We start from the raw sequence: 19,924 nt of genomic DNA on the forward strand, positions 1-19,924 counted from the left end.
CATATTGCTCGTGAAGTGAACATCTGTACTAAGGTTTACGTACTGATAGATAACACCTTGAGGTAATTGGCTTTCTGTATTCTATTCATTGTGTCTAGAACGTGATGAAACGTAAATGGAATTTAATCTAGATTTACACTTCTTGACGTTACAGCATTCATCAGTTGATAGAATACGGTTAATTTCATTTATAGATAATAATACCAATCGTAGTAAGTAACTTGTCATTCTAGCTTGTTAAAATGCTCGATAACTGCGTTAGAATTTTTGATTGTAGGATAACTACTTATCTAAAATGCTGCCTTGTTCTCAAGCCTTTTCCCTACGCTATTTTTGACCACTGACTCACTGTGATTGGTATAAACCTTACTTGCAGACCATTATTATGAAGCATAAATCTGTTTTAACCCTGCTTAGCTTGTCTATTCTTTTGGCGTCTCCAGCCGCACTTGCTAAACGTATGGGCCCTAGCACTGTCACTGTTGTTACTGAGCAAGTTGATATCCACCAAGTTAGTCAATCTCTTTCTTTGGTCGGTAAGTTAGAAGCTGAGCAATCTGTCATGATTACTTCTGAAGTGGCTGGCAGAGTGGACTCTATCAACATCAAGGCCAATCAAGATGTCACCAAAGGGCAGATGTTGGTCCAGCTCGACGATGATAAAGCGAAAGCGGCGGTTGCAGAGGCGCAAGCGTATTTAAAAGACGAGAAACGTAAGCTAGCGGAATTCCAACGACTAGTGAAACGCAACGCGATCACGCAAACTGAAATTGACGCTCAGAAAACTAATGTAGAGATCGCCAATGCTCGCCTAGCTGCTGCGAATGCTAGTCTTAAAGACTTACACATTAGCGCGCCTTTTTCTGGCACGGTCGGCTTTATCGACTTTAGCCGCGGTAAAATGGTGACAGCAGGTACTGAACTAGTGACCTTAGATGACCTTTCAGTAATGCAGTTAGACCTCCAGATCCCTGAGCGTTATCTTTCCAAGCTATCTAAAGGCATGAAAGTGACGGCTCGCACCAGTGCATGGGGAGATACTCAGTTCACTGGCACTGTAGTGGGCATTGATTCTCGTATTAACGCTGAAACCTTGAACCTTCGAGTTCGAATTCACTTCGACAACAATAATGATTACTTAAAGCCGGGCATGTTAGTGGCAGCTGATATGGACTTTCCACCGGTGGAAGCACCCATTATTCCAGTTCAAGCACTTGAATACTCAGGTACTAAACGTTTTGTTTATGTCATTGGCGAAGATAACAAGGCGACACGAACCGAAGTGTTCCTTGGTGCTCGTATCGACAACGAAGTCGTGATCGACAAAGGCATCGACATTGGTCAGAAAATTGTAGTGCAGGGCATAGTGAATATGCGTGATGGTGTTTTGGTTCAAGAGCTTGCCGTCAATCGCCCAGCTGATGCAGCAAGTGAAAAAAAAGCACAAGAAGGCGCTAACTAATGTTGTTATCTGATGTTTCTGTAAAGAGACCAGTAGCGGCTGTCGTATTGAGCCTACTATTGGTTGTGTTTGGTATTGTCTCTTTCAATAAGCTTGCGGTTCGTGAGATGCCAGATATTGAAAGCCCGGTGGTATCGATCAGTACTCGTTATGAGGGGGCGTCTGCCACCATCATTGAAAGCCAAATAACCTCCAACCTCGAAGATCAGTTATCCGGCATCAGTGGTATCGACGAGATCGAGTCCACTACCCGTAACGGTATGTCGCGTATCACGATTACTTTTGAGCTTGGTTACGATCTCAATACCGGTGTGAGTGATGTTCGTGATGCGGTAGCTCGTGCGCAGCGTTCATTGCCCGATGAAGCCGATGACCCGATTGTTTATAAGAACAACGGCAGTGGTGAAGCCTCGGTCTACATCAACTTAAGCTCGACGGAGATGGACCGAACGCAGTTAACCGACTATACAGAACGTGTGTTGATTGACCGCTTTAGTTTGATCTCAGGCGTGAGCTCGGTGGATATCTCCGGTGGCTTGTACAAAGTAATGTACGTGAAGCTGAAACCTGCTCAGATGGCTGGTCGCGGTGTTACTACCTCGGACATCACTTCTGCGTTGAACAGTGAGAACATTGAAAGCCCAGGTGGTGAAGTACGTAACGATGCAATTGTGATGTCGGTTCGTACCGCTCGTTCTTACACTGAAGCGGAAGATTTCGAATACTTAGTGGTAAAACGCGCTTCTGATAACACACCTATCTACTTAAAAGACGTAGCGGATGTTTACATTGGCGCAGAAAACGAGAACTCGACCTTTAAGAGTGACGGCGTTGTTAACGTAAGTATGGGTATTGTGCCTCAGTCAGATGCGAACCCACTGGAGGTGGCTGACTTAGTCCATAAAGAAGTCGAAGCAATTCAAAAGTTCTTGCCAGATGGTACTCGTTTGGCTGTCGACTACGACTCAACTGTGTTTATCGACCGTTCAATCTCAGAAGTTTACAGCACGCTCTTTATCACGGGTGGCTTGGTTATCCTTGTGCTTTACATCTTTATTGGTCAAGCTCGTGCAACGCTTATTCCTGCGGTGACCGTACCTGTATCTCTGATCTCGTCGTTTATTGCGGCTTACTACTTCGGTTTCTCTATTAACCTGATTACTCTGATGGCACTTATCTTGTCGATTGGTTTGGTGGTAGATGACGCGATTGTGGTAGTAGAGAACATTTTCCACCACATTGAACGTGGTGAGTCACCACTGCTTGCTGCCTATAAAGGTACTCGTGAAGTAGGCTTCGCGGTAATCGCAACGACGCTTGTATTGGTGATGGTATTCCTACCAATCTCTTTCATGGATGGCATGGTTGGACTGTTGTTTACCGAGTTCTCTGTATTGCTCGCTATGTCGGTGATCTTCTCGTCGCTAGTTGCATTAACGTTAACGCCAGTATTAGGCAGTAAAATCCTAAAAGCGAACGTTAAACCAAACCGTTTTAATCTGTTTGTCGAGCGCGTATTTGGCAAGCTTGAGTCTGGATATCGCTCGGTATTGCGCCGTGCTCTAAATTGGCGTTGGGCAGCTCCAATTATCATTATCGCGTGTATGGGCGGTAGTTATGGCTTGATGCAACAAGTGCCGTCGCAACTGACGCCGCAAGAAGACCGTGGTGTTATCTTTGCGTTTGTTCGTGGTGCCGATGCAACCAGTTACAACCGTATGTCTGCCAACATGGACATCGTTGAAGAGCGTCTAATGCCATTGCTTGGTCAAGGTTTCTTGAAGTCATTCAGCATTCAATCACCAGCATTTGGTGGCAATGCCGGCGACCAAACGGGCTTCGTTATCATGATCCTCGAAGATTGGGACGAGCGTGACGTGACCGCGCAAGAAGCACTTAATGAAGTTCGTAAGTCACTAGCTGGTATTCCAGATGTGCGCGTATTCCCTTTCATGCCGGGCTTTAAAGGTGGTTCAAGTGAGCCAGTACAGTTCGTACTTGGCGGTTCTGATTACACTGAACTTCAAAAGTGGGCAGAGCTCTTAAAGCAAGCCGCTGAAGACTCTCCAATGATGGAAGGTGCGGACATCGATTACTCTGAGAAAACACCAGAACTATTGGTAACTGTAGACAAACAGCGTGCAGCAGAGCTAGGTGTTAGCGTTTCAGACATCTCAGATACCTTAGAAATCATGCTTGGCGGACGCAGTGAAACCACCTTCGTTGACCGTGGTGAAGAGTACGATGTTTACCTGCGTGGTGATGAGAACAGCTTCAACAACGCCAACGATTTAAGCCAAATCTACATGCGAACTCAGTCAGGCGAGCTAGTAACGCTTGATACACTGACACACATTGAAGAAGTGGCATCATCGATTCGTTTGTCGCACTACAACAAGCAAAAGTCGGTGACCATCAAAGCTAACCTAATGGAAGGTTACACACTGGGTGATGCTCTGGATTTCCTTGATGAGCAAGCGATTGAACAGCTACCGGGTGACATCTCTGTGAGCTACTCAGGTGAGTCTAAAGACTTCAAAGAGAACCAATCAAGCATCTTAGTGGTGTTTGCGTTAGCGATGTTAGTTGCGTACTTGGTACTTGCAGCGCAGTTTGAGAGCTTCATTAACCCGCTGGTGGTGATGTTCACCGTACCTATGGGCATCTTTGGTGGCTTCTTAGGTCTGGTGCTGATGAGTCAAGGCCTCAATGTCTACAGCCAGATTGGTATGATCATGTTGATCGGTATGGTAACCAAAAACGGTATCTTGATCGTTGAGTTTGCTAACCAACTTCGTGACCGTGGTATTGAGTTTGAAAAGGCGATCATTGATGCTTCGGCTCGACGCTTACGTCCAATCATGATGACGGCGTTTACCACACTAGCAGGTGCTATTCCATTGATTACTTCAACGGGCGCAGGCTATGAAAGCCGAGTCGCTGTGGGTACGGTTATCTTCTTCGGTATGGGCTTTGCGACACTGGTCACTCTGTTCGTAATCCCTGCGATGTACCGACTGATTTCTGGCTCAACACGCTCTCCGGGTCACGTCGAAGCGGTGCTCAATAAAGAGCTTAGCCATGACAACGTGGGAAGAACCAGTCACGGTTAATGAACACGGAATAGTGTAACAATATTGAAAAGCCTGCGTTTGCTCCTAGCGAATTGCAGGCTTTTTTTGTATAACAAACAGAGCTCAACGAATTAATACAATAAATCGAATAAAGGAAAGTAAAGTGGCTGAATTTAAATACAAAGATCTTTCTCAAGAAGAACAAGACAAGCTTGATGCAGCAACCTTTCGTCGCCTGCTAGCACACTTGGATGATAACAAAGATGTGCAGAACATCGACTTGATGATCTTGGCGGGTTTCTGCCGTAACTGTTTCAGCAAGTGGTACAAAGCAGAAGCTGAGCAACAAGGCCTAGACTTGGATATCGATGACGCTCGTGAGCGCATATATGGCATGACTTACGATGAGTGGAAACAAAACCATCAACCAAAAGCGACGCCTGAACAACTAGCGGCATTTGAAGCGAAGCAGAAACCAGAGTAATTTGTTGTCGTTAGTGATTGATTAACAGAACAAAAAAAGAGCCCATTAACGGCTCTTTTTAATTTTGGTGTCGGTGCTTACCCTGTGGTTAAGCCAACTCACCTGTTTGCGAGAAAGCTTCCAACTTCGCTGCGTAAGGCTGTAGGTCACCGATATTCAGATTTATCCACTCGTCATTGAAGTAAGTGTCTAGGTAACGTTCACCGCTGTCACATAGCAAAGTCACGATAGAACCTTTCTCGCCACGCGCTTTCATTTCACTGGCTAGCTGAAGCACACCGTACATGTTAGTACCGGTTGATGCGCCAACCTTGCGACCAAGAATGTCAGATAACCAATGCGTAGTTGCGATGCTTGCTGCGTCTGGGATTTTACGCATTTCGTCAACCACACCAGGAATGAAGCTTGGCTCTGCTCGTGGGCGACCAATGCCTTCAATTTTGCTGAATGTGTTGCCTTTCACGTTCGGATTGCCTGTTTGGAAGTATTCGTGGAATACCGAGTTTTCAGGGTCAACAACACATAGCTTGGTTTCATGTTGTTGGTAGCGAATGAAACGGCCGATAGTTGCTGAAGTACCACCAGTGCCTGGGCTCATTACTACCCAAGTTGGAACAGGGTGATCTTCCATCTGCATTTGATTGAAAATCGAGTTCGCGATGTTGTTGTTACCACGCCAGTCGGTTGCGCGCTCAGCGTAAGTAAATTGGTCCATGTAGTGGCCATTCAGTTCTTCAGCTAAACGACGAGACTCATCGTAAATCTCATCTGAGCGATCAACAAGGTGCGCTTGGCCGCCGTAGAATTCAATCTGCTCAATTTTTTTCTTCGCTGTGCACTTAGGCATTACCGCAATAAACGGAAGACCAAGCAGGCGAGCAAAGTACGCCTCAGACACAGCCGTGCTGCCAGATGAAGATTCAATGATCGTTGTTTCTGGGCCAACCCAACCGTTACAAATCGCGTATAAGAACAGAGAACGCGCCAAACGGTGCTTCAAAGAGCCTGTTGGGTGTGTGCTTTCATCTTTAAGGTAGATATCAATGCCTTCGATACTTGGAAGGTCTAACTTGATAAGGTGCGTATCCGCTGAGCGTTGGTAGTCCGCTTCAATTTTACGAATCGCGTTGTTAATCCATTGATGGTCAGTGCACATAAGCGTTCTCCTGATCTTGTGTAGGAATTTCTTGTAATTGGTATGGTTATAATTTAACTAGAATTCGAGAGAAAAACTTTGCCATATTTGCTTTGTTTTGACTAAAATGTAGAAAATTATTCTATTTAAATGCGATTTGGTGAAAGTGTGATAGATGCCGTAGATAAAAAGATATTAAGTTTGCTGCAAGAAGACAGCACGCTGTCATTGAACGATATTTCAGAGGCAGTCAACCTAACAACCACGCCCTGTTGGAAAAGACTGAAGCGTCTTGAAGAGAACGGTATTATTGAAAAAAGAGTGGCGTTGCTGAACCCTGAGAAGCTTGATCTTGCTTTTACCGCGTTCGTATTGGTGAAAACAAGCAACCATTCTCATGAGTGGTATGGCCGCTTTGTGAATACTGTGTCGGACTTTCCAGAAGTGATGGAGTTCTATCGAATGGCTGGCGAGTATGATTATATGATGAAGGTTCAGGTTAAAGACATGAAGTGCTTTGATGATTTCTACAAGCGCTTGGTGAATAGTATTGATGGTATATCTAATGTGACCTCGACATTTGCGATGGAACCATTGAAGTACACGACAGCATTGCCGCTTTAAGCTAAATCTAGCGTTACGCTAACTATTTCTCAGTTTAGATATTGCCTCAGCGATAAAGAAAAGGATTATTCATGTTTGCAAAAGTTTCGACTGCTATCCAATTGGTGCTGGCCGTTGCCGTTTTTTACTTGGGTTACACCATCTACTCCTTTACCAATAAAGTCGGTGAAATCGTTGATACTTATCCGCAGGTTATTGAGGATTTATCGGTATTGACTAAAGGTCTTAAAGTTGAAGAGTGGCTAGAGTTTGCATCTCATGTCGACGAGCTAGCCCCTAGAGTTTTAGATACTGTCGAAGACGTGAGAAAGACGATCGATGACGTGAATCAAACCGTAGCGTCGGTCGACAACAAAATCCCTGCGATATTAGATGAAGTTAAAAATGTTCGAACGGAAGTTGAACAGGTAAGAACTGATGTTATTCCACCAACATTAATTGAGTTAAAACGATATCGCGTAGACGTAATGCCACCAATGCTCGCTGAAAGTAAGTCTTACCGCGAACAGACTATTCCTGTCATCGTCACTGAGTCTGAAATGCTACGAGCGGAAGTCCCTGGTATTTTGGCACAAGCTAATTTGTTAGCTGATAAGAGTAAAGAGCTCGCTCAGGGAGCCGCAGAGGGCGCGGTGAAAGGCGTAGTGTTATCGCCATTTAATTTACTTAGAGACGCTGGCGATGGCATCAAAACACGAGTGCAAGGTGAATTCGAGCCTACGCCAGAAGCTGAGTAGAGTTTATGGATTCGAAGTAACGACTTTTCGTTAATATTAAAAATAGAGGCTAGGTACTAAACCTAGCCTCTATTTTTTTGTGCGTATTTTGGGCTTGTAAGAAGCGTTTATCCGTTACTTAGTAAAACGCATCACACCTTCTTGTACTGCCGTCGCTACGAGCTCACCTTTTTGGTTAAAGATCTCGCCGCGCACTAAGCCACGAGTGTTCGCCGCCGTTGGGCTTTCAATCGCATAAAGTAACCATTCGTCCATCTTGAACGGGCGGTGGAACCAGATTGAGTGGTCAATCGTCGCCACTTGGAAATTTGGTGTCATGATAGAGACTTCATGAGGATGAAGCGCCGTAACTAAGAACCCCCAATCCGATGCGTAAGCAAGTAGGTATTGATGAATTAATTGGTTGTCTGGCATCGCGCCATTTGCTCTTACCCAAAGGTACTGTTTCGCTTCCGTCTTCTTCGGGTTGAGTGGATTCACAACCGTCACCGGGCGCATCTCAATCGGCTTTTCGCCACAAAAGGTTTTGCGCAGTTTCTCTGGTAAGAATTCTGCAATGTGGCTCGCTAATTCAGTTTCTGAAGCAAAGTTCTCTGGTCCAGGAATATCAGGCATTGCAATCTGGTGCTCAAAACCTGGCGCATCGCCATGATAAGAAGCGGTGAGATAGAAAATAGGGCGGCCATTTTGAATCGCTTTCACACGGCGCGTGCTAAAGCTGCGTCCATCTCTTAGGTTCTCAACATCGTAAATGATTGGCTTTTCAGGATCACCGGGAAATAGAAAATAACTGTGGAAAGAGTGAACACTACGGTCGTCTTGAACGGTATAACGAGCAGCAGAAAGCGCTTGTCCCAATACTTGACCGCCATATACCTGTGGTAGGCCTAAGTTCTCACTTTGCCCGCGGAACAGACCTTCTTCTAGTTTCTCTAACTGAAGTAAATTGAGTAATTCTTTTAAAGGTTGACTCATCGCCAGCATGCCTCTTGGTAAAATAGGTGTCAGATTATGGTGTTAATCATTTAGCTTAGTCAGATATCTGTCAATAAATCATAGGGTTTCGAGACAGAATATGAAAGCTCTCTTATAATTGCTGAGTAGATTTGCCGAGTCCGGCAAACATGTTGAGAGAAATTGAATATGAAAAAGGCTCTAATTCTTATTACGTCTTTAGTATCGTTTGGCCTACTTGTTGGTTGCCAAGCAACATCAGAAACGAATGCTTCTCAAGAAGTGGTTGCAGAGAACACTCAAGTGATTTCAGGAACAGTTAGCTACCGTGAAAGAATTGCATTGCCAGAGAATGCAGTAGTTACCGTTACGCTAGAAGATATCTCACTGGCTGACGCACCATCGACGGTTATCGCAACTCAAGAGTTCACTACTGATGGTAAGCAAGTACCGTTCGCATTCGAACTGAGCTACGACAACAACAAGATTAAAGCTAACCACCGCTACAACATGCGTGCGTCGATTCATGTCGATGGCAAACTGCGTTTCACAACTGACACGATTAAGTCAGTGATTACAGACGTAGAAAACACGCAACAAGCAGACCTACGCTTGGTTGGTGTTCGTTAATTAGAAATAGATGCCATTGTTAAGGCATCTTAATTAACGTCTTTCGATAAATGGCAGCTCTAGGGCTGCCATTTATATATTCTTAGTTTGATCTTTCCGGCATCACTCACTTCAACCCCTTCTTTAACCAAATGCCGCTTTTGTCGGTCGAATGAATCGCCCTTTAAAGAGATCTCTCCCTTGCTGTTTATCACTCGATACCAAGGCAGTTTGCTACCTTCTGGTAGGTTACCCAGCGCTTTACCAACATGGCGCGCATAGCCCGGAAATCCTGAAAAACGTGCTATGTCTCCATAAGTTGTTACTTTTCCATATGGAATTTGGTGAATCACAGCAAAGATTTGGCTCAAAAATTGGTCCATACTAAATGTTCCTAGTTCATAAATACCAATCACAGTAAGTAAGTGTTCAAAAATAGCGCAGGGAAAAAGCTTGAGAGCAAGGCAGATTTTTTTGATAAGTAGTTATTCTCCAATCAAAAAATCTAACGAGGTTATCGAGTTTTTTAACAAGCTAGGGTGACCAGTTAATTACTACGATTGGTATGGTACCACGGATCGGTAGAAGGAGAGGGCTATGGTATTTTCAACGTTTCAGTTCTTGATCACCACATTATTAGCGGTTGTTTGCGCGAGAGCAATCAGTTTAAGTGAGGGAGATATCCCGGTGCTTGCAATGGTAATTCCTGCCTTATGGATTTTACCGCAGGGGGGCATAGCTGGATTAGCTTTGCTTGTTTCCATGACTACTTATGGTCTAACCCTTCCTTTGCAGCCCATCACGCTGTCTGTCAGTGCGTGGGTACTATTCCCGCTATTGATGGTGGTCTTCTCAAGACGCAGTAGTTTGTCGGTCGTGATTATTTCTGGCTTGATCGTGACTACGTTGCAGGTCGGAATCATGGTCACGCAATCAGCAGGCAAGCTTGAAGGCGTCCCGTGGGTTACCACACTTCAAACCTTATCTATCATCGTAATTTGGTGGGCGGCAAATCACCTTAAGCCAGCCAGCCGACACAGCTGGTGGTCATTAGGCTTAATACTTCCATTATGGATAGCCGATTTACCTTATGCTGCTTTGGTGGCCTTGTGTATAACGGGCATCATGGCATCAATGGAAACGCTGACGCGCTTGAAAACGTTCCGCTGGAATAAACTATTATGTTGGACACTGCCAACGGTCGGTTTTGCGGCTCTGGTAATTACTCCAAGTATCGAAGTTCCAAGCCCTGTCTTTGTGGTGTGGTTGTGTCTATTAGGCACCGCGTGGATGACTGACTACATCATTCGTACAGAAGATAATGAAGACATCGATGTCTAGTACTTCAGCAATCCAAACTTTCCAAATGCAGGTAAATGGTGAATTTACCTGCGATTTTCTAGTGGTTTGAATAAAGGATAAGCACTTAGACCGTAATTGTTCAAAAATAGGGTGGAAGGGCTTGCAATGGTTGCTGTGATGCTTAATAATCCAATCACTCTTTGAGGCAAGCCTCTTAGAAAACGAATCTATGGGGGCCTGGTCCTCCCGCAACAATAGCTCGTGAACTCGGTCAGGCCTGGAAGGGAGCAGCCGCAGCGAGTGACTTGTGTGCCGGGATGTGGCTGGGTTCCCACCCCTTAATGAAGCCTGCAATATATGTTCGCATAAATTGCAGGCTTCTTTTCTTATTTGCACCCTAAGTCTTCATGGTCTATTTTTTGTTGTAGGTTTACAACAAAAGTGCTTTTGCTATGTACGACCAAACCAAAAAATCATCAGCTGTTCACAACATTTGTAAATTCATGAGTTTGAAAAATGACTCAGTTGTTCGAACAATGTCCATGCTTGAGTATGATTTTTGTTTTCATGCTGAATACAATCCTCAAATAGTTAGATATGAATCTCAGCCACATGGGTTTGAGTACTACTTCAATGGGCGCTACTGCCGCTACACACCAGACTTTCAGCTTTTCGATAGCATAGATACGCCTTCTCTGATTGAAGTAAAGCATTCAAGTCAGATCCTTAAACCAGATTTTCGAGCAAGGTTTAAAGAAAAGCAGCTTGTCGCACAAGCTGAGTATGGAAAAAAGCTCATCTTAGTGACCGAGAAGCAGATTCGAACTGGTTTTCTACTTAGTAACCTTAAATTACTCCATGGCTATTCAGGGATTCGTACAATCACTGATATTCAAAAACATGTGCTTCAGTTTGTTCAAGCTAATAGAAGCGTGACCCTTCATCATCTTGCACACCAACTTAAAATCTCTCCAGATGAAACATTAACAGCCGCTTTGTGCTGGCTATCTTCAGGTGAAATACAAACAGATTTTAATCAGAAAAAATTTGATTTAGAAAATTCTGTTTGGTGCTAGCCAATGAGTGATGATCTCTTTGGTTTTAGTGATGAATTTAATAGCTTCGACAATGATGTAGCTGATGATAAAACGCTTTCGACAGAATTTTTAGCAGAATACGAAAATCTTGAATTGGCATTTGGTGACTTGCCAAACAAAGAGACGGCATTGTTTCGTTTGGATCTAATTCGTTATTTGGAAAGGCGCGTAAAAGGAGGTTGGACGCCCAAAAACCTAGACAAGCTCTTGGAAGAGTATGCCCTATTGAAGAAAACTTCGGTCCCGTCATCCAGAACGATAGCTGATTGGAAAAAGCTCTATTACGAGTCAGGTAAAGATCTAGCGTCTCTTATTCCTGGGCATAGCAAAAAAGGAAACAGAAAACTAAAGAACGATTCATCTGATTTAGTTACAGAAGCGATTCAAACCAAGTTTCTGACCAAAGAGCGAGTATCGGTCAACACCGCCTATGAGTACTACAAATATCGAGTTATTGAAGAAAACCGACAATTAGACCAAGTTAAAATAGCGCCAATTTCCCAACGGACATTTTACAATCGTGTAAATGCACTGCCTCCCTATGAAGTTGCTTTAGCTCGTTATGGAAAACGATATGCTGATAATAAGTTTAAGACTGTTGGGTCAATCATTCCGGCAACGCGGCCAATGGAATATGTAGAAATAGACCACACTACAGCTCCTGTGATTTTACTTGATGATGATTTGGAGCTTCCTCTTGGCAGACCACACTTAACAATACTTTATGATAGATACTCCACTTGCATCGTTGGTCTTTCTGTCAATTATAGAGATCCTAGCTACGAGACAGTACGAGCAGCTTTTCTTAATTCAGTTCTTAAGAAGGATTGGATTAAAGAAAAGTACCCAAGTATTGAATCTGATTGGCCTTGTTACGGAAAAATCACAAATTTGATAGTGGATAACGGTGCGGAGTTTTGGAGTGATAGCCTAGAGTCAGCATTAAAGCCATTAGTAACAGATATTCAATATAATCAACGTGGTAAACCCTGGCGAAAAGCGGGTGTTGAAAAGTCTTTTGATACCTTCTACAAGAAACTATTTAGTCGTTTCCCAGGAAAAACCTTCACCAACCCTACTCAGTTAAAAGACTACAACCCGAAGCAAGACGCTGTCATTAATGTGTCTGATTTTCTCGAGCTGTTACATAAGTGGCTTATTGACGTTTATCATAAAAAAGCTGACACGAGGTACAAGAGAGTTCCCTACCAGAAATGGACAGAGTCGCAAGGAACGATAATCTTTTGTGAAGGCCCTGAAGCAGAGCAATTAAAGATTGAGCTTGGAGCTGTAAACCATCGGACTATAAGAAGAGGTGCTATTGAATTGTATTCTCTCAAATACCAATCTGATGAGTTGGAAGAATACGGTAAGCAGTACTCTAGTCGTGCAAGAAAAAGCGCTTATGTGAAAATCAAGACAGACCCAAATGATATCAGCTCGATTTACGTTTACCTTGAGGAAGAGAAGAGATACATCAAAGTCCCAGCAGTCGATCATACGGGTTATACAAAAGGCCGATCTTTATATGAACATCAACGAATTAACAGTTTAAGAAGGTTGAAAGTCCGTTTGGGAGAGCAAGACGAATCATTAGCCGATGCGTCATTATATTTGGACAGAGCTATGGATGAAGCAATAGAACGTATGAGTCGTTCTAAGTCCAAAAAATCGGCACTTCCTAAAACAACTCATGCTTCAAAAATAGCAAAGCAAAGAGGTGTTGGTAGTGAAGGGCCTAGTACCATTGTCACTACGTCACCTAAACCTATCATTGAAGTACCAAAAGAAGTAATAGATATGGGTACTACTAGTGATGACCTCAGCGATATAGAGGGGTATTAGTGAACATACTTAGTGAGCTTCAGATAGAGCAATATACCTCTTTTAGAGAGTGTTTCTTAGAATACCCTCAGCTGACGGAAATTTATAACGTCTTTGATCGAATGGTATTAAACAGTTCTCTTGGAGGGGAGCAAGAGTCACTATTGCTAACGGGAGATACCGGTGTTGGCAAGACGGCGATGATTGATAATTATGTTGCAAGGTTTGCAATTAAGGGGAGCCGCTGGGCTGAAATGCCAGTATTAAAAACTCGCATCCCAAGTAAAGTTCGTGAGCAAAATACGTTAGAAAGATTATTAATTGATTTAGATAGTCGAGCCTCTAGCCGCCGCAGGAGACCTTACAAAGAAGGAGCGTTAGAACAAGGAGTCATCAAAAGTTTAATTGAAAAAAAAGTGAAGCTTGTGATCGTTAATGAGGTTCAGGAGCTGATGGAATTCAAAGACGCTAATGAACGACAAACAATAGCGAATACTTTTAAGATGATAAGTGAGGAAGCGCAAGTTTCATTTGTGTTGGTGGGTATGCCCTATGCGACTATGCTCGCTGAAGAAGACCAATGGAACTCTCGTTTAGGCTGGAAGCGACACTTAAGTTATTTTCACCTTTCTAAGCTGAGCGAAGCTGATAAAAAAGGTTATATACCTGATGCAGAAGGGAAACGGCATTTTGCAAGCTTTGTTGCCGGACTTGCAGGCAGGATGGGGTTTGAAAAACGCCCTAACTTAACTGGGGATGAAATTCTATTGCCTTTATTTTCAGTCTGTCGTGGAGAGTGCCGTGTGCTGAAGCACTTTCTTGCAGATGCGTTACTTAATGCATTGCAATCTTCAAAGGATACGATTGATAAGCCATTATTATCGGCTTGTTTTGATACTAAATACCCTTATGCGAAACAGAATCCTTTCGAGTGTAAGTTAACAGAACTCAAGCTAGTAGAACTGAAAACAGAAACTTCGTACAACAAAGGTGCTCAATTTAAAGAAGACCGATTAATAGGTCGGTCATTTACTGATTTATTACCAGTTCATATGTTGCTGAGTAAGACACCTTTAAAAGCTCAGTGATACGCACATTGTTATTTATTCAGATTCTCCAGCAACACCGCCTTCTCTTCATCACTCATCTTATCAATTGCGCACGCTAACTCAGCGCTCAATTCGCTCCTACAGAAAAAGTAATTCAGCGGCACATCTAACTCTTCAGCCATACGTTCAAGCGTACCAATATCAGGTACATGCCTGCCTTTCTCGTAATGATTCATACGACCGCTAGCAGAACTTTGCTCCATACCAATTTTCACCCCTAAATCTTTTTGGGTGATCTTGGCTTTTTTACGCGCAGCTTTGAGCCTCGCAGGGATGGGGTTGTCTTTTTGCACTTACACATTTCTTTTCAACCTTTAGATAACTTAGATTGTCTAAGTTTTACTGATTTTTGTATACTTAGCAATCCTAAGTTTTTATTGCCTATAAGATTCACATGAAGAAAGTAACCAGAATTAACCCTCACATGTTTAACCTATTGATTGAGAAAGGGATGGATAATTTCTCCGTCACAGAAGCTAGGGATGCTTTGCTAAACAGTGCTTCAGCCTTCCCGAGCAAGGTCGAGGCTCGAAAGTATGTTTATAAGCAACTTCTATCACTTGAGGAGAAAGGTTGGCTTTCTGTCATCGGGGCTCGTAGAGACAAGCGCTACCATCAAACTAACGAATTCAAAGCGCTCACAATTGAGCCTAGAGTGGCTAGAAATAGGAAAGCTAAAGTCGATTCAATAGCTGTTCAGACTCCAAAGTGCTCTCTAAATGCATTAGCGAAAGAGAAGATGCAACATGAAGGCGAGTTGGCGATTACTCTAGGCGAGATTGAGGAGTACCAATCATTATTGACGCGTTTCCCAAATAACAAGCAAGATCTGCAACCGCTATTTAATGCAGCAAGAGAACGCTCAGCCAAGCTATTAGGCAGAATTAATGCACTAACCAACTGGATGCAAGTCGCCCAAAGCAAGGCTCCTCAATGTTAAGAGCATGGCAAGCCGAGTGTGCAGTGCAAGCTATCGAGAAATTCACTTCAAACAAGTATTCACACTTCTTCTGCCAAGCGACTCCTGGAGCGGGTAAAACCGTTATGGCCGCCGAGGTTGCGAGTCGGTTATTTGAAAGAGAGATGATTGACTTAGTGCTGTGCTTCTCGCCTTCTCTGACTGTTGCAGAAGGGATGCAAAAGACCTTTTCATGGAAGCTCGAATGTTCCTTTAATGGAGGTTTGGGTTCTCTTGGGGGCTCTTACACCTACCAATCCATCCGTTTTTTGGATGAAAACTTTTGGAGCACCGTCAGCAAATATCGAGTTTTAGTCGTATTTGATGAGATCCACCATTGTTCGTTTGATGATGAGGGGCGGTCAAACTCATGGGGGCTAGAAATTGTCTCGAAGATCCAAGGCTTTGCTCGTTATACTCTGGCGCTATCGGGTACTCCTTGGCGTTCTGATCGACTACCGATTGTCATGGCCGAGTATTCTGATCCTGATGGCAAGGTTGTTTGCGATTACCAATACGGATTGCAACAGGCCGTCGAAAATAAGGTATGCCGCCGCCCTAAAATCGTTTTAATCGATAATGAACACCTGAGTGTTAAGGCTGGCAGTGACAATCAACACTTCGCCTCTATTCTTGACTGTCTTAAACAATCTGATGTGTCTTACCAAAGCGTCATTCACAATGAAGACGCTATGAATTACATATTAAATAGTGGTTGCCAAAAGCTAGCGCAGATAAGGCAAGAGTCCCCAAATGCTGGAGGCTTAGTGGTTGCATCTTCTATTAAGCACGCTAAAGACATTCAAAAGCGACTTGTTGAGCACTTTAATCAATCAGCATGCATAGTGACTTATCACCATGATGACCCGTTAAATGAAATTGAGTCTTTTCGTCACTCAAAGGCTCAGTGGATAGTCAGTGTTGGGATGATAAGTGAAGGAACGGATATTCCAAGGCTGCAGGTTTGTTGCCATATGAGTTCGGTAAAAACGGAGCTTTACTTTAGGCAAGTGCTCGGGCGAATTTTAAGAATCAATGACTCACCCAACCAAGAAGCGTGGTTGTATACCTTTGCCGAAGAAAGTTTGATTGGGTTTGCTGAAAGAATTGAGCAGGATATTCCAGAGTCGTGTCTATTTATTAAATCGAATGAACAGACTGATGAATCAGATAAGGCGCAGAGTTTTACTCCTACAGATTTGTCGAACGATAAGATTATGGTATCAGGGGAGTCCTCAACTCAACTAAATTGGTCAAAAATCGATGGGGTTCAAAACGCTTTTTACACTGATTTCGAAGATTATGATGAGTTACGTTTAGGTGATTTTAAACAAAGAGTTATCGCAACATTCGCTTAATCACATCGTGAATAATGCGCACTCGGATTTATATAGGCTTTACGATATACTGATTAGCTATTGAGTCTCTCTACGAGTAATCCAAATGGTCAGCAGCATTAATAAAGCTAAGTTATCTGAAACCGACATCATTACCAAATTCATACTTCCTGCGATTAAAGAGGCAGGGTGGGATGATATGACTCAGATTCGCCAAGAGGTGAAACTGCGCGATGGTAAGGTGATCGTTCGTGGCCAAGCTGCTGCTCGTCAAAAAGTAAAATCAGCTGATATCGTTATTTATCATAAGCCTAGTATGCCGCTTGCAGTGATTGAGGCAAAAGCCAATAAGCATGAAGTTGGCAAAGGCATGCAACAAGGCATGGTATACGCAGGCTTGCTAGAGGTGCCATTCGTTTTTGCCTCGAATGGTGATGGTTTTATTTTCCGAGACTTAACCAACCCAACTCAACTTGAAACGGAAATTCGTTTAGAGGATTTCCCAACCCCTCAGCAACTGTGGGAAAAGTATTGTACTTGGAAAGGGTTTAAAGAAGAACACCTGCCAATTATCACCCAAGATTACCATGATGATGGCAGCGGTAAATCACCGCGTTACTACCAGCTTCAAGCTATCAACAAGACAGTAGAGGCCGTTGCAGCTGGCCAAGACAGAGCTTTACTAGTAATGGCGACGGGTACAGGCAAAACCTACACCGCATTTCAGATTATCTGGCGACTTTGGAAAGCCAAAGCCAAGAAGCGAATTTTGTTCTTAGCTGACCGAAATATCCTTGTCGATCAAACTAAAACGAACGATTTTCAGCCATTCGGCACGGCGATGACTAAGATTACAGGTCGCAAAGTCGATCCTGCCTTTGAGGTACATCTAGCCCTTTATCAAGCGCTTACGGGACCAGAAGAAGAACAAAAAGCCTACAAGCAAGTAGACCCTAACTTCTTTGACTTAATCATCATTGACGAGTGCCACCGTGGTAGTGCTTCAGAAGACAGCGCTTGGCGTGAAATTCTTGAATACTTTAGCAGTGCGACTCAAGTTGGTTTAACGGCAACCCCAAAAGAGACCGATGAAGTTTCTAACATCGAGTACTTTGGCGACCCAATTTATACCTACTCTCTTAAAGAAGGTATTGAAGATGGCTTCTTAGCCCCTTATAAGGTCGTTCGTGTTGACATTGATGTGGATGTCCAAGGTTGGCGACCAACCAAAGGGAAAACTGACAAAAATGGCGAAGTGATTGAAGATCGAATCTACAACCAAAAAGATTTTGATCGCACTATGGTTATTGATGAGCGTACAGAGCTTGTTGCACAAACCATTACCAACTATCTGAAACGCACCGACCCAATGGCCAAAACCATCGTGTTCTGTAACGACATCGATCATGCTGATCGCATGCGCCGTGCGTTAGTAAACCTGAACCCAGAACAGGTTAAGAAGAACGATAAATACGTAATGAAAATTACGGGCGATGATGACATTGGCAAAGATCAGCTAGACAATTTTATCAATCCTAAGAAAAAGTACCCTGTTATTGCCACGACTTCAGAGCTAATGACGACGGGAGTTGATGCAAAAACCTGCAAGCTAGTGGTGCTTGATCAAGGTATTCAATCGATGACCAAGTTTAAGCAAATCATTGGTCGTGGTACTCGTATTGATGATCGTTATGGCAAGCTTTGGTTCACTATCTTGGATTTCAAAAAAGCGACAGAACTGTTTGCTGATGAACGCTTCGACGGAACTCCAGAACGCGTGAAGGTCACGACTCCAGAGCAGTTTGAAGATGAAGACGATTTAGATGACATCATCGACGGTGTTGATGATGTCGATGCTGATAACCCATTCGGTGATGAAGACATTGACCCTGATTCAATTCAAGAGCCAGAGGCTACCTATGGAGAAGATTTTGGAAATTCCCCTGAGAATACAGGCGGTGCAGACGATTGGGATGATGAGAATCGAGTTCGCAAGTTCCATGTAAATGGAGTTCCAGTCAAAGCGCTTGCTGAACGTGTTCAATATTACGATTCAGACGGTAAGCTTGTGACCGAGTCCTTTAAAGACTACACCCGCAAAACCATGGTGAAACAGTTCTCTTCTTTAGATGAGTTTACCAAGCGTTGGAACGAATCTGACCGCAAGCAAGCTATTATCGATGAGCTAGCCGAAGCCGGTATTCTATGGGAAGCATTAGAAGACGAAGTGGGCAAAGACATGGACCCATTCGATATGATTTGCCATGTCGTTTACGATCAACCCGCTTTAACTCGTAAAGAGCGCGCCGATAACGTGAAGAAGCGTAACTACTTCACTAAATATGGCGATACCGCGCAGCAGGTATTGAACAACCTTCTTGATAAGTATGCTGACGGTGGCGTTACAGAAGTCGAAAATATTACTGTACTTAAAGTCGCTCCTTTTAATGAAATCGGAAGTATGAAAGAAATCATTAACAATGGCTTTGGTGGTAAACCTCAATATCTTGAAGCAGTACACGATTTAGAAATGGCTATTTATGAATCTGCATAGAATGTGATTTTTGACGCTGCTCGAAATGTTCATGAGCAGCCGGAGAGATATCATTCCCCTTCACTTTTCTTTTCAAATTATTTGCCGCAATTAGCGTTGATCCAGAACCAAAGAATGGGTCAACGATTAATTCCCCTTGGTTACTACTTTGGGTAACTAGAACTTCCAGTAAATCTACAGGCTTCTCTGTAGGGTAGCCTCTATAAACTCGTTTATAGGACAATATATCTGGTGTACTTAAGTTATTGAGTTTTCTTTTTCCTTTTTCAAAAAAGAGAATGTACTCATGTCTAGCTCTATAGTGGTATCCCATACCAATACAAACTTTATCCCAGATGATAGGCTTCCAGAACTTGAATCCTACTTTTTCTGCGATTGGTTTAATAACAAACATCGTTTCTTGATCACAGAATAGATAGAAATGAGAGTTATTTTTTAGCACTCGATATATTTCAGTTAACAGCTCTTCAAACCTTGAGTTTGGAAATATATCAAACCATTGATTACTTGATGATTTACTAACTTTTAACCTAGTAGTTGTTCCTATTTTTCGATGTTTTTCTAGAGATTCGTATGGTGGGTCTGTAATTAACAGATCAACGCTCGATGCTTTGAGCGTTGATAGCCAATCTACAGCATCAGTTTGTGATAGATTCATTCGATT

Annotated in this window: 18 protein-coding genes and 1 other RNA gene; 14 read left to right on the forward strand and 5 right to left on the reverse strand. The window is 43.2% G+C overall.

Annotated features, from left to right (window positions below; all coding sequences use genetic code 11):
- Window positions 1–385: 385 nt before the first annotated feature.
- The 3 genes from OC193_RS04835 to OC193_RS04845 all read left to right on the forward strand — a co-directional run bounded on the left by OC193_RS04835 (window position 386) and on the right by OC193_RS04845 (window position 5,020).
- Window positions 386–1,462, forward strand: coding sequence for an efflux RND transporter periplasmic adaptor subunit (locus OC193_RS04835; protein ID WP_048664241.1), 1,077 nt, complete (start codon window positions 386–388; stop codon window positions 1,460–1,462).
- A complete protein-coding gene (gene vexH / locus OC193_RS04840; protein ID WP_048658193.1) occupies window positions 1,462–4,575 on the forward strand; it encodes a vibriobactin export RND transporter permease subunit VexH in 3,114 nt (1,037 codons plus the stop codon). Before OC193_RS04835 ends, vexH begins: the two co-directional genes overlap by 1 nt.
- Window positions 4,576–4,699: 124 nt before the next feature.
- Window positions 4,700–5,020 carry a DUF1244 domain-containing protein gene (locus OC193_RS04845; protein WP_048658194.1) on the forward strand — a complete coding sequence of 107 codons (321 nt, stop codon included), beginning with the start codon at window positions 4,700–4,702 and terminating at the stop codon, window positions 5,018–5,020.
- An 88-nt stretch (window positions 5,021–5,108) separates the two neighbouring features.
- Here the strand turns inward: OC193_RS04845 and OC193_RS04850 are convergent, their stop codons facing one another.
- Window positions 5,109–6,176 (reverse strand): PLP-dependent cysteine synthase family protein, encoded by a 1,068-nt coding sequence (locus OC193_RS04850; protein WP_048664239.1) that lies wholly within the window; start codon window positions 6,174–6,176, stop codon window positions 5,109–5,111.
- A 129-nt stretch (window positions 6,177–6,305) separates the two neighbouring features.
- On the opposite strand from OC193_RS04850, the gene OC193_RS04855 reads away from it, so the two are divergent.
- A complete protein-coding gene (locus OC193_RS04855) occupies window positions 6,306–6,779 on the forward strand; it encodes an Lrp/AsnC family transcriptional regulator (RefSeq protein ID WP_017105254.1) in 474 nt (157 codons plus the stop codon).
- A 71-nt stretch (window positions 6,780–6,850) separates the two neighbouring features.
- Window positions 6,851–7,516, forward strand: a complete 666-nt coding sequence (locus tag OC193_RS04860) for a hypothetical protein (protein ID WP_048664237.1) — start codon at window positions 6,851–6,853, stop codon at window positions 7,514–7,516.
- Window positions 7,517–7,630: 114 nt separating this feature from the next.
- Here OC193_RS04860 and tesB read toward each other — a convergent pair whose 3' ends face one another.
- Window positions 7,631–8,491, reverse strand: a complete 861-nt coding sequence (gene tesB / locus OC193_RS04865) for an acyl-CoA thioesterase II (protein WP_048664245.1) — start codon at window positions 8,489–8,491, stop codon at window positions 7,631–7,633.
- Window positions 8,492–8,659: 168 nt separating this feature from the next.
- Between tesB and OC193_RS04870 the strand changes: the two genes are divergently transcribed.
- A complete protein-coding gene (locus OC193_RS04870) occupies window positions 8,660–9,100 on the forward strand; it encodes a YbaY family lipoprotein (RefSeq protein WP_048664235.1) in 441 nt (146 codons plus the stop codon).
- A 59-nt stretch (window positions 9,101–9,159) separates the two neighbouring features.
- Here the strand turns inward: OC193_RS04870 and OC193_RS04875 are convergent, their stop codons facing one another.
- Complete coding sequence (locus OC193_RS04875) at window positions 9,160–9,462, reverse strand: MGMT family protein (protein ID WP_048664234.1); 303 nt, start codon at window positions 9,460–9,462, stop codon at window positions 9,160–9,162.
- A 214-nt stretch (window positions 9,463–9,676) separates the two neighbouring features.
- On the opposite strand from OC193_RS04875, the gene OC193_RS04880 reads away from it, so the two are divergent.
- The 5 genes from OC193_RS04880 (at window position 9,677) to OC193_RS04900 (ending at window position 14,390) form a co-directional block, all read left to right on the forward strand.
- The gene (locus tag OC193_RS04880; protein ID WP_048664232.1) at window positions 9,677–10,420 is read left to right on the forward strand and encodes a VP0952 family biofilm-associated protein; all 744 of its coding nucleotides are present in this window, start codon (window positions 9,677–9,679) and stop codon (window positions 10,418–10,420) included.
- 196 nt (window positions 10,421–10,616) lie between these two features.
- An RNA gene (ffs, locus tag OC193_RS04885) (signal recognition particle sRNA small type) lies at window positions 10,617–10,713 on the forward strand.
- Window positions 10,714–10,833: 120 nt separating this feature from the next.
- Window positions 10,834–11,457 carry a TnsA endonuclease N-terminal domain-containing protein gene (locus OC193_RS04890; protein ID WP_048664230.1) on the forward strand — a complete coding sequence of 208 codons (624 nt, stop codon included), beginning with the start codon at window positions 10,834–10,836 and terminating at the stop codon, window positions 11,455–11,457.
- 3 nt (window positions 11,458–11,460) lie between these two features.
- Complete coding sequence (locus tag OC193_RS04895; RefSeq protein ID WP_048664229.1) at window positions 11,461–13,323, forward strand: Mu transposase C-terminal domain-containing protein; 1,863 nt, start codon at window positions 11,461–11,463, stop codon at window positions 13,321–13,323.
- Window positions 13,323–14,390, forward strand: a complete 1,068-nt coding sequence (locus OC193_RS04900) for a TniB family NTP-binding protein (RefSeq protein ID WP_048664228.1) — start codon at window positions 13,323–13,325, stop codon at window positions 14,388–14,390. Before OC193_RS04895 ends, OC193_RS04900 begins: the two co-directional genes overlap by 1 nt.
- A gap of 11 nt (window positions 14,391–14,401) precedes the next feature.
- On the opposite strand, the gene OC193_RS04905 is transcribed toward OC193_RS04900, so the two are convergent.
- Window positions 14,402–14,704 (reverse strand): helix-turn-helix domain-containing protein, encoded by a 303-nt coding sequence (locus tag OC193_RS04905; RefSeq protein ID WP_008220694.1) that lies wholly within the window; start codon window positions 14,702–14,704, stop codon window positions 14,402–14,404.
- Window positions 14,705–14,805: 101 nt separating this feature from the next.
- On the opposite strand from OC193_RS04905, the gene OC193_RS04910 reads away from it, so the two are divergent.
- The 3 genes from OC193_RS04910 to hsdR all read left to right on the forward strand — a co-directional run bounded on the left by OC193_RS04910 (window position 14,806) and on the right by hsdR (window position 19,260).
- On the forward strand, window positions 14,806–15,351 hold the full coding sequence (locus OC193_RS04910) for a hypothetical protein (protein WP_048664226.1): 546 nt from the start codon (window positions 14,806–14,808) through the stop codon (window positions 15,349–15,351).
- Window positions 15,345–16,727 (forward strand): DEAD/DEAH box helicase, encoded by a 1,383-nt coding sequence (locus OC193_RS04915; protein WP_048664225.1) that lies wholly within the window; start codon window positions 15,345–15,347, stop codon window positions 16,725–16,727. The genes OC193_RS04910 and OC193_RS04915 overlap by 7 nt, the downstream gene beginning before the upstream one ends.
- Window positions 16,728–16,812: 85 nt before the next feature.
- The gene (hsdR, locus tag OC193_RS04920; protein WP_048664223.1) at window positions 16,813–19,260 is read left to right on the forward strand and encodes an EcoAI/FtnUII family type I restriction enzme subunit R; all 2,448 of its coding nucleotides are present in this window, start codon (window positions 16,813–16,815) and stop codon (window positions 19,258–19,260) included.
- On the opposite strand, the gene OC193_RS04925 is transcribed toward hsdR, so the two are convergent.
- A complete protein-coding gene (locus OC193_RS04925) occupies window positions 19,241–19,918 on the reverse strand; it encodes a DNA-methyltransferase (RefSeq protein WP_048666342.1) in 678 nt (225 codons plus the stop codon). The two genes, hsdR and OC193_RS04925, sit on opposite strands and share 20 nt — an antisense overlap.
- Between the last annotated feature and the right edge of the window lie 6 nt (window positions 19,919–19,924).

Source organism: Vibrio crassostreae (assembly GCF_024347415.1).
GTDB lineage: Bacteria > Pseudomonadota > Gammaproteobacteria > Enterobacterales > Vibrionaceae > Vibrio > Vibrio crassostreae.

Bases quoted from the DNA above. Each gene is read 5' to 3' on its own strand.
- OC193_RS04835 (WP_048664241.1), top strand. From the start codon at position 386: ATGAAGCATAAATCTGTTTTAACCCTGCTTAGCTTGTCTATTCTTTTG.
- vexH (WP_048658193.1), top strand. From the start codon at position 1,462: ATGTTGTTATCTGATGTTTCTGTAAAGAGACCAGTAGCGGCTGTCGTA.
- OC193_RS04850 (WP_048664239.1), bottom strand. From the start codon at position 6,176: ATGTGCACTGACCATCAATGGATTAACAACGCGATTCGTAAAATTGAA.
- OC193_RS04855 (WP_017105254.1), top strand. From the start codon at position 6,306: ATGCGATTTGGTGAAAGTGTGATAGATGCCGTAGATAAAAAGATATTA.
- OC193_RS04860 (WP_048664237.1), top strand. From the start codon at position 6,851: ATGTTTGCAAAAGTTTCGACTGCTATCCAATTGGTGCTGGCCGTTGCC.
- tesB (WP_048664245.1), bottom strand. From the start codon at position 8,491: ATGAGTCAACCTTTAAAAGAATTACTCAATTTACTTCAGTTAGAGAAA.
- OC193_RS04870 (WP_048664235.1), top strand. From the start codon at position 8,660: ATGAAAAAGGCTCTAATTCTTATTACGTCTTTAGTATCGTTTGGCCTA.
- OC193_RS04875 (WP_048664234.1), bottom strand. From the start codon at position 9,462: ATGGACCAATTTTTGAGCCAAATCTTTGCTGTGATTCACCAAATTCCA.
- OC193_RS04880 (WP_048664232.1), top strand. From the start codon at position 9,677: ATGGTATTTTCAACGTTTCAGTTCTTGATCACCACATTATTAGCGGTT.
- OC193_RS04890 (WP_048664230.1), top strand. From the start codon at position 10,834: ATGTACGACCAAACCAAAAAATCATCAGCTGTTCACAACATTTGTAAA.
- OC193_RS04895 (WP_048664229.1), top strand. From the start codon at position 11,461: ATGAGTGATGATCTCTTTGGTTTTAGTGATGAATTTAATAGCTTCGAC.
- OC193_RS04910 (WP_048664226.1), top strand. From the start codon at position 14,806: ATGAAGAAAGTAACCAGAATTAACCCTCACATGTTTAACCTATTGATT.
- OC193_RS04915 (WP_048664225.1), top strand. From the start codon at position 15,345: ATGTTAAGAGCATGGCAAGCCGAGTGTGCAGTGCAAGCTATCGAGAAA.
- hsdR (WP_048664223.1), top strand. From the start codon at position 16,813: ATGGTCAGCAGCATTAATAAAGCTAAGTTATCTGAAACCGACATCATT.
- OC193_RS04925 (WP_048666342.1), bottom strand. From the start codon at position 19,918: ATGAATCTATCACAAACTGATGCTGTAGATTGGCTATCAACGCTCAAA.